Source organism: Metallosphaera javensis (ex Hofmann et al. 2022) (assembly GCF_022064045.1).
GTDB classification, from domain to species: Archaea; Thermoproteota; Thermoprotei_A; order Sulfolobales; family Sulfolobaceae; genus Metallosphaera; species Metallosphaera javensis.
In genome coordinates, this window is the sequence record NZ_JAKNCW010000032.1 from 1 (window position 1) to 9,504 (window position 9,504).

The 9,504-nt window shown below is 50.0% G+C and carries 8 protein-coding genes; 7 read left to right on the forward strand and 1 reads right to left on the reverse strand.

Going from position 1 to position 9,504, the window contains the following annotated elements:
* The 7 genes from L3N51_RS11975 to L3N51_RS12005 form a co-directional block, all read left to right on the forward strand.
* A partial coding sequence (locus L3N51_RS11975) for a PD-(D/E)XK nuclease family protein (RefSeq protein WP_238027449.1) occupies nucleotides 1–545 on the forward strand: 545 nt, incomplete at its 5' end.
* A 161-nt stretch (nucleotides 546–706) separates the two neighbouring features.
* Entirely contained in the window at nucleotides 707–1,474 is a 768-nt protein-coding gene (locus L3N51_RS11980) for a winged helix-turn-helix transcriptional regulator (protein WP_238027450.1), read from the forward strand.
* Between the two features lie 252 nt (nucleotides 1,475–1,726).
* Nucleotides 1,727–3,682, forward strand: coding sequence for a protein kinase domain-containing protein (locus tag L3N51_RS11985; RefSeq protein ID WP_238027451.1), 1,956 nt, complete (start codon nucleotides 1,727–1,729; stop codon nucleotides 3,680–3,682).
* A 603-nt stretch (nucleotides 3,683–4,285) separates the two neighbouring features.
* Nucleotides 4,286–4,570, forward strand: coding sequence for a hypothetical protein (locus tag L3N51_RS11990; protein WP_238027452.1), 285 nt, complete (start codon nucleotides 4,286–4,288; stop codon nucleotides 4,568–4,570).
* Entirely contained in the window at nucleotides 4,551–4,943 is a 393-nt protein-coding gene (locus L3N51_RS11995; RefSeq protein ID WP_238027453.1) for a hypothetical protein, read from the forward strand. The genes L3N51_RS11990 and L3N51_RS11995 overlap by 20 nt, the downstream gene beginning before the upstream one ends.
* Nucleotides 4,944–5,153: 210 nt before the next feature.
* Entirely contained in the window at nucleotides 5,154–5,993 is an 840-nt protein-coding gene (locus L3N51_RS12000) for a CBS domain-containing protein (protein ID WP_238027454.1), read from the forward strand.
* A complete protein-coding gene (locus tag L3N51_RS12005; protein WP_238027455.1) occupies nucleotides 5,990–8,035 on the forward strand; it encodes a type IA DNA topoisomerase in 2,046 nt (681 codons plus the stop codon). Before L3N51_RS12000 ends, L3N51_RS12005 begins: the two co-directional genes overlap by 4 nt.
* A 63-nt stretch (nucleotides 8,036–8,098) precedes the next feature.
* Here L3N51_RS12005 and L3N51_RS12010 read toward each other — a convergent pair whose 3' ends face one another.
* Entirely contained in the window at nucleotides 8,099–8,386 is a 288-nt protein-coding gene (locus L3N51_RS12010) for a hypothetical protein (RefSeq protein WP_238027456.1), read from the reverse strand.
* Between the last annotated feature and the right edge of the window lie 1,118 nt (nucleotides 8,387–9,504).

Consider the following 9,504-nt stretch of genomic DNA (forward strand, 5'->3'; position numbering starts at 1 on the left):
CCAAAGAGGACGCCAAGAACTTCGCCACCAAGGACGACCTGAAAAACCTGGTAACCAAAGAGGACGCCAAGAACTTCCTCACGAAGGATGACGCCAAGAACTTCGCCACCAAGGACGACATTAAAAGGCTTGAGGTCGTCATTACAGGACTTGGAGCAAGATGGGGCCTACTCAGCGAGGAATCCTTTAGGGAAGGCGTCAGGGAGATAATGGAAAGTGAAGGCATCAAGGCGACCAGGGAGGTCCTTTACGACAAAACAGGCGAGGTCTATGGGGAGCCTTCTGACGTGGAGTACGACTTGATAGTGAGGGACGGAAGTATCTTGATGGTGGAAATAACTTCCTCATTGAAACGTGGTGATTTGCCCGTCATCAAGAGGAAAAGGGAACTGTACGAGAGAGTAAGGAACGTCAAGATTTCCAGAGTCCTCGTTATCACTCCATTCATTCACGACAAGTATCCCGATAGGGTAAAGGCCATGGCTGGCGATATGGGAATCGACATAATTCAGCCATCGTCCATAGGAAATCAATCCGTTACCTGAATTTCACGGGTGAAGTAACCTTTTACCTTACTCCTGGATAGAATTCTAACCTCAAAGTCCCCGCATAGTCCAATTATTCCCCATCTTCTTCAATAAAATTGGTCACAATCGAAAAGTATATTTTGGGCAATCCATATTATATAACTTTAGGATGGTTACTTATGGATGATGTAAATAAGAAAATAATTCTGTACCTGATGAGGGACTACAGGTACTCGCAAAGGAAGATCGCAAAGGAACTGAACATATCTCCCCCTGCAGTTAATTACAGGGTTGAGAGGATGGCCAAGGACCTTATTATAAAGAGGGTTGCGCTTTACGTTAACCCCAACTTTTACGGGAAGTATCACGGTTACGTGGCCTTTCCCAACACCAGAGACTGGGACGGGGAGTACGTATTCAAGGTTAAGTGCATTGAGCACGTTAATGTATACGAGATAGAGGCGGAGAGCAGGGAGGGATTGAAGACCAAGATTAATGAGATGTCGTCAAAGCTGGGAGAACCAACCATGGTTTATATCCCCGAGCAAACTCCCTACAACCCGTCGACCTTCGATCTCAGGCTTCTCTCAGTCCTCAAGGAGAACCCCACAATGACACCTGTGGAGCTCAGCGAGAGGTTGAAGGTCTCCTCCAAGACCGTTAGGAGGCACCTGAGGTATCTCTATAAGAAGGAGTTCATAAGGCTGGTTCCCATAGTGGATCTGGACAAATCGGGCGTTATCATGTACGCCGTTTTCACAAAAAAGGTTGAGATAGCTAAGAAGTTCTTCCAGTCCACTCTGTTCAGGGAAGTATCGGACAAGGAGGCCGGGGTATTTGTGAATATAGGGAACTCTATACAGGAGGTATGGGATAAGGTCAGCAAGTTTAGGGAGTTTGACTCAGAGGCAGATCTGATGATAGCCCAATCCTATGATGTAGCTTAATCTGGACTTTACCTGGAGTTCTCCATCTTTCCACGGAGACAAGGCTGAGTTTTCTGTGGGTGTCTGAATCATTTTAACGGGAAATGGGGTGACTATTCAAACAGGGGCTTACGATTCACGACGAGGTGCGTAATTGTCGAAAAGGTACTGATTTCCTGACGTCTCTATGCCCCGGGTAGACAGTATCTTCCAGGTTCTCTCAGGTAATATTAAGCCCTCTCTTAAAAAAGGTTTTACCACAAGTATTACTATGTGAGTTACGCTTTCATCCGGGATAACAAGGTTTTCCTGCTGTCCAATGGCACACTTACTGAGATAAACGAGAAAATTAAGGTCAAGGACACCGTGATAGGTTACGTGGTATCTGAGGAAGGGAACAGGATCAGGTTCACCAAGGTTCCGGTGCACGACTGTTCCAAGCTTCCCGTCTTCTCCGGAGTGTTGAAGGAGACTTCGCTAGATCGATCCGTGGCCGTGCTGGAATCCTCTGAGTCCGCCTGCATTCTGTTCAATCCCCCTCCCCTGAAGCCGGGACTCACATATGACGTGGTGGGAGGGAGAGTATTCCTGAGAGGTGACAAGAGATCTATCATGGACGCCATGGATCAGTATGACGTGGTTAAGTTCGCCCTGGAGAGATACGATGACGAGGAGGTGAAGAGGAGAGGAGTTATCTCCCTGGTCAAGCTCGAGAAATGCGAGGAGGCCATCTCCCTTTACACTTCCCTCAAGGAGAAGGATCCCGAGGAATCGCTTGCAGTGGCGGAGTGCTTTGAGAAGACAGGGAGGGAACTTGAGGCGCTGAAGATTTACTCCTTCTTCTCGGAGGAGAAATACAGGGAACTTGAGGGCAAACTCATAGCAAGGGCGAACTCCCTGATAGCCGAGTTTGAGAAGCAGGGCAACCCCAAACTTCTGGTGGAGGCGCTAAACGTTATTCCCACATACGATCTACCTGCGGTGAAGCTGGGCTTCCATTACCTGGGAAAGAACAAGGTGGATGAGGCCATAAACATGTTTGAGGAGGCCCTCCGCAGGAACAGGAACTTCCAGAACCTGGTTATCCTGGGATCAGCTCTTCTCAGGAAGGATCCCAAGAGGGCCCTGGATGTCCTGGATGAAGCGCAGAGGATCAGGAGAACCGCTCCCCTGGCCTACCTCAGGGGGAGAGCATTTGAGGAGCTCAACTCTCCTCCCAACGCAATGAGGGAGTACCTCTATGCCTGCAGGGAGGGAGTAGTGGAGGCCTGCTCCAAGGCTCTCCCCGCAACCAGGCAGGAGTTTGACCCCGATCAGTGGATTGGCTACGTGCTGTACGGCTACGAGATCAGAGCCGTTCTGGGAAGGGGAGGCATGGGTTACGTTCTCCTTGCGGAGAAGAACGGGAAACAGTACGCCATGAAGGTGATGAAGAGGGAGTACAGAATGGACGAGTTCCTCTATGAGGTCGCCAAGATGCAGGAGATCTCCAGCGGTTCCAGGAACATGGTGAGGATCCTCGCCAACTTCATAGACGAGAACTGGACCGACTACTACGGCTCTCCCCCTGCCATAGTGATGGAGTACATGGCCGGGGGTGATCTCAGGAGGATACTCGCCGATGAGGAGTACTCGTCATTGAGGCACTCGGTGAGGTGGGGAGAGGTGGTGGCACTGATCTACTCCCAGGTTGCGGAGGCTGTGATTCACCTGCATAAGCAGGGTTACGTACACGCAGACATAAAGCCGTCCAATATCCTGTTTGACAGGGCCCTCTCCAGGTATGGGGAGGAGGCGGAGAACCAGCTCCTAAGGGGCGAGGTGGTGCCCAAGCTCTCGGATTTCGGTAGCTCCATCAGGGTTGGATCGCCGGTGATTCACTACACCCCCTATTACGCCCATCCCAAGCAGAGGTTTGGAGGGAGGGCAGAGACCAGCATGGACGTGTATTCCTTTGCAGTGTCCATGTACGTAACCCTAACCAACAACTTCCCCTATCCGGAGTGGCTGGAGAGGGAACTGGAGGAGGCAATCCTTTCCCCCGAAAAGAGGGCTGATGCGCTGAAGGATTTCTACTCCGTGGAGCCCAGGATGGACTACGTTCCTCAGGAGTTCAGGGAGATCATCCTCTCGGGACTAAGGGGAGAGGTGAGCATGGAACAGATTAGGAGGGAGGTATTGTACGTGGCGAAGTATGACTATAATTTACCTGTGGAGGTAAGCGTATAACTAGTTTCTCTTCAGCTAAAGCTTCCTCTTTCATGATTTATGACTGGCAAGACAACGGAGGGGCCTGACTCGGCTTGGTGTATTTCATGTTAAAGGCTCCTTAATACGACAATGGGGACACGGAGGGTTTTGGACTAGGACACATATTCGCGACAAGGAGAATTTGATCTGCTCTTGCACCTAGGGCCCACACGAACCCAGTTAAAAACCGTGGAGACTTTGGGTCATGGCACTTACCGCAACTGAAAACCAGTAGGCTCCGAACCTATTTTACCCGTTCATCATAACATCACACTCAACTTATATAGCGCGTGACGTATAATTTCCTATGCAACAGTCGGAAAGGGGGCTGGCCATATTTCTACCGGCTGAGGTCGTGTATGAGGACGGAGAGAGGGATGTTCTCTCTGAGGATTTTGTTTCCGCCGAGGGAAATTTGAGATTGTTCGTGCCCCCCTCAAAGCTGGAATCTATTGTTGACGCCCTCGAAAGCCAAGGATTCAGGGAACTGAACCGAAAAGACGGGGAAAGGATTTTATCTCAACGACTATACAATATTTGGGAACTGGTAATTATCATACACGGAAGGTGTCAAGTGATTACTTGCGCGAGAGTAATATGGACGTCTCCACTCAATACATCTCCGTTCCCTCAATTTACGAGGTATTCGACTTTTACAAGCATGTTTACCCTTTTCTTCATATATATAATTCGAAAAAGAAAAAATGGATAATTTCAGTCGATAAAAACTACGAATTCATATTGAAGTCACCTCTCTCCTTGACCCCATGGATGGCTGTGAGCATCATTCTCACGGCGGTACCTGGAGTGGGTTCCATGGCCTACGCATTGTCGAGGCTGAAAAAGGTTGATCAAGGGGAGATTTGATGAACTCTCACGTATTGGAATCGAAGGGGCCCTTAGGATAGGGGATAGGCAATTACGAACTTTCCTTATACTTGATACAGGTTTCAGCGGACCCTACGACCTGCTAATTCCACCCTGGGCGAGCCGTGAGCTCGGCTTGGAAAGCTGTAATGACATCACCACGTTAAGAATAACTTCAGGTGAAGTGAAGGCATGTGTAGTGGATCTAGAACTTTACCTCGACGGATTAAAGTATGTAGTCAGAGCATTAATACCTGGGTATAGGTCAGACTCGGTTCTTATGTCCATCAATCTTATGAGCAGAATTTCTAGAAGAGTCATCATTGATTTTCAAGATAAGGAAGTTAATGTGGAACTTCAGGAATCGCACTGAGACGAAAGAAGCCTATTTCACCTGTCAACAGATGACTTTGCCAATTTCAGGGCGGTACAGGGTTGGGCCATCCTCACGGATCTCTCAGGGAACCATGTGGACGATCCACGCTGAATAAAGTCAAATGCCTGCTCCATCTTAACAAGGTTAACGGGGACGCGCTGACCATTTAACAGGAAATCCTTTTAGGTATAATCACGAGATTATCCCATGATAGTTAAAACGTTGATGAACCCGAATCCTCCAGTGATCTCCGTAACCGACGGACTCAAGGAGGCCTTCAGGAGGGTTAACGACCGTGGACTGGGAAGGGTTATCGTGGCAGATGAGGTGGTGAAGGGAATCCTCTCCACGAGGGATCTCCTCTCCATCCTCATGAGCTTCTGCCCCTCCGCGTGCACACAGGCCGACCTCTACAAGATGGGGGTAACCCAAGCCTCAGGTTACATGACCGTGAACCCCATGACTGTGGGCGAGGATCAGGACGCCCTCGAGGCAATCACCATCATGGTTACCAGGAACTTCGGCTCCCTCCCCGTAGTTAATGCGTTGAGGAGGCCCGTGGGGCTGGTTACGGAGAGGGACTTCCTCCTCATGTTTCAGGACCTAGACCCCATGTTCTCAGTGTCAGGTTTCGTCACGCCCAGGGTTAACACCGTGTTCCGGGACACCCTCCTGGAACAGGCAGTGAGGATGATGCTGAGGAGAGGGTTCAGAAGGCTACCTGTGACGGACGAGGACGGGAAAGTGGTGGGAATGGTCACAGCTGCAGATGCCGTGAAGGCGGCAGCGAAGGCGGTGGAGAAACTTGAGCCGGAGCTCTTCTTCGGAAGGAGGATCAGGGAGATCATGAAGACCCCAGTGGTGACAGTGGAGGAGGACAGGTCCGTTAATGAGGCAGCAGCCCTCCTTATCACCAAGGGGATCGGCGCCCTCCTGATCCTGGACAAGGAGGGGAGGGCCAAGGGGATAGTGACGGAGAGGGACCTCCTCATAGCCCTTCATTATCAGCTTCATCTCCCCTTCGCCAAGGGTAAGAGTCGCGCATGAAGCTAGTGATCACCGAGAAGCCCAGCGTTGCGCTGGACATAGCCAGGGCCCTGGGAAGGCCCGTGAGGAGACAGGGCTACCTTGAGGTTGGGGAATACCTGGTAACGTGGACCTACGGCCATCTCCTGGAGATTGGGGAGATAGCGCCAAAGAAATGGTCCCTGGAGGACCTCCCCATCTTTCCTGAGAAGTTCCAGTACACCGTGATCAAGGGGAAGGAGGGCCAGTTCGGGGTGGTGAGGAAATTGCTGGAGGGGGCTGACGTGGTGGTGAACTGCGGTGACGCAGGAAGGGAGGGTGAGCTCATTGTGAGGGAGCTCCTTGAGTACGTAGGGTACAGGGGGAAAGTGTTGAGGCTCTGGACTTCAGAGGCCCTCACCAGGGACGTGGTGCTCAGGGAGTTCAGGAGATTGAGGCCCGGTTCCCAGTTTGACAGCCTCTACTACAGCGCACTTGCCAGGCAGAACGGCGACTGGATAGTGGGCATCAACCTGACTAGGCTCGTCACACTGAAGGCGGGAGGGGGAGAGGTCTGGAGCGTGGGAAGGGTGCAGACGCCCACCCTGGCCATGATAGTGAGGAGGGACCGGGAGATAGAGAGCTTCAAACCCGAGATCTACTACGTGGTCCTCGCCAGCTTTGAGGGCGGGTTGAAGGGGATCATGACCAGGAACGGGGAGGAGGCGAGGCTGGGAAGGGAGGAGGCTGAAAGGGTTGTGAAGGCCCTGAGCGGGGTGGAGAGAGGGAGAGTGGAGAGGGTGGAACAGGAGAGGAAGGAGGAGAAACCCCCGCTTCTTCACTCCCTCACCTCGCTGCAGAGGGAGGCCAACGTTCTCTTCGGGCTTTCCGCCAAGAGGACTCTAGACATTGCCCAGTCCCTTTACGAGGAGTGGAAACTGGTGAGCTACCCCAGGACGGACGCGAGGTACCTGGGGGAGGGGAACAGGGAACTGGCCAGGGACATACTGAGGAAGCTCGGAAGGTCAGACCTCGTGCCCAGGGTGGACCAGGTGGGAAAGAGGGTGTTTGACTCATCCAAGTTAACTGACCACCACGCCATCATTCCACTTGACAGGCCACCTGAGAACCTTCCCTCCCTTCACAGGAAGGTGTATGACCTGGTGTACAGGAAGTTCGTGGGGGCGTTCCTTGAGGATTACGTGTATGAGCTCCAGAGGGTCTGGATAAGACTGGGTCAGGAGCTCTTCCTTGTTCAGGGGAAGAGGAACTTACAGCTGGGATGGATGCAGTTATACCCGCACGAGGATCAACCCCTGGTTATTCCAAGGGGTGAGGTGAGGAAGGAATGGGTCAGGGAAGAGGAGAGGGAGACCAAGCCCCCCGCAAGGTTCACTGAGGCCTCCCTCCTTCGAGAGATGGAGAGGCTGGGGCTGGGCACGCCTGCAACCAGGGCCGGGATAATTGAGACCCTCCTCGAGAGGGACTACGTGGAGAGGAGGGGAAAGAGTCTGGTGAGCACGGAGAAGGGGAGGGAACTGGTGGACAAGCTGGGGGACAGCAAGGTTGTTAGCCCCGACATGACCGCTGAATGGGAGAGGATGCTCGAGGAGATATACGTGAAGGGAAAGGGGGAGAGAGGGTATCAGGAGTTCCTGGAGGGGATAAAGAGGTTCACGAGGGAGGAGGTGGAGAGGCTTATGAGCAGGGTATTCAAGGTGGAGAGGAGGGCAACCCCGGAAATGCTGAGACTGGCCAGGAGCTTGGCTAGGGACCTGGGGGTTAAGCTCACGGGGAGTGGGATGGAGGAGGTGAAGAGGTTTCTGGACGAGAACCTCCCCAGGGCAAAGATTGTGTGCAAGTGCGGAGGAGAGGTGGAGGGCTTCTCCAGGGGGTGGAAGTGCAGGAGTTGCGGGAGCGTGGTCTGGAGGGAGATTGCGGGAAAGAGAATCACCTTCAGGCAGGCAAAGGCGCTCTTCCAGGGAAAGGAGGTTAAGATGAGGGGGTTCAGGTCAAGGAAGGGGAAAAGGTTCAGCGCAACAGTTTACCTTGAGGATGGAAAGGTAAAGTTCAGGTTCGAATAATATTTGGGGAGGATGATCTTATACCCTGTCTATATCAAGAGTGCTTAAACGCCTAGAAAATAGTTACTTTATAATCCCCCTTTCCCTAGCCTCTTCTTCAATTTCTTTCAATATCTCATCTATTCCTTTCACATTCCACTTAGATATCACATCCTGTAAAGTTTCCTTTCTCTCCTGAAACACCTTTATTACGACTTCGCTCACCAACCTATGGGCGGGACTTCCATGACCGGTTCTTATGCCAGCTCTTGCGAAGAGTTCCCTTAACTTGGGACTCTCTTCTATCTCATCCACCACACAGATTGGTACGTCTTTAACTTCAACTTTATCGGACTTGAATTTCCAGGTCATATGTCATATAATGATCTCAGTTAAAAAGGATTTTTAAGCTAAAATCTGAAAGTTGTTTATCCAGTTGAATCTTATTAAGTTTATTCGATTAGACTATTAGTTTCCGTCGGGAGATTTTGACAGATTGCTTAAGATCTCCGGAAAAATGCCTCATAAATTATTTATGTACATGAATTAAATTACTTAAAGTAAATCATTCTATCCATGAACGTAGTTGGACGCGCTAGGCCTCTAGATTGGATGAGTTTTCCTCCCTGAACGATAAATGGCTTTTGTTCATGTACAAGGATGTTCGGGCTTCTAGGGAAAGCAGAACGTAGTCAAACTTGCATATGTTCACCTTATGGTTCGCGACTCGGCATTCAATTCCTAGAAACTTGATCATGCTAATATAACGACATTACAAGGAAAACATTAATTCAATTTTATAGTCTAATAGTAAAAAGTAATTTTAGAAGTAGTATTTCTTTGCTGTAGGTAAAGGCATATTTAATATTAAGTAATACCAAGATTTTGTGGCCATGAGTATCTAATCGACATTCGGTTAGTATACCTATAGATATACACTATAAAAACTTACACAAAGCACTAGTGGAAGGAGTCCTTATGGTTCACGGTTACGAGAGCCTGAGTTCTGGGAGGAGGAAAGGTTATAGTGGTCGTGACTTGGGTCCCTCTCGGACCATACGCGAGTTTGCTAAACGTGCTTTTACTCCTGCCTCCTATGGAGAGAATGACCTAAATGACCTCCTTTGAGAATACGGACTCCACGAGGACCCTCACATAAAATGCCTTCACTAGCGGTTTAGATTAATTTCTATCCTCTGATTAGTGCATAATTTAGAGAATTCTGAGCGAAACCTACACAAAGTACTAATGTTCCTCATTAGGCAGGCCTGCATTTCGTCCAAGCCAATCAGTAGAACGAATATCCGCATATATCTAAAGCAATTTTCCACACCTTCTCACGATTAAATAAGCAGGTTCAAGATTACCTATATTTTCATGAATATTTATATAGATCATTCGAGATGATATATCAGAAGAAAGATGAGGTATGGAAGAAGATATCTAAGGTCAAGGAAAGCCATATCGGGAGCAGTAACAGCACTGATACT

Bases quoted from the DNA above. Each gene is read 5' to 3' on its own strand.
- L3N51_RS11980 (WP_238027450.1), top strand. From the start codon at position 707: ATGGATGATGTAAATAAGAAAATAATTCTGTACCTGATGAGGGACTAC.
- L3N51_RS12000 (WP_238027454.1), top strand. From the start codon at position 5,154: ATGATAGTTAAAACGTTGATGAACCCGAATCCTCCAGTGATCTCCGTA.
- L3N51_RS12005 (WP_238027455.1), top strand. From the start codon at position 5,990: ATGAAGCTAGTGATCACCGAGAAGCCCAGCGTTGCGCTGGACATAGCC.
- L3N51_RS12010 (WP_238027456.1), bottom strand. From the start codon at position 8,386: ATGACCTGGAAATTCAAGTCCGATAAAGTTGAAGTTAAAGACGTACCA.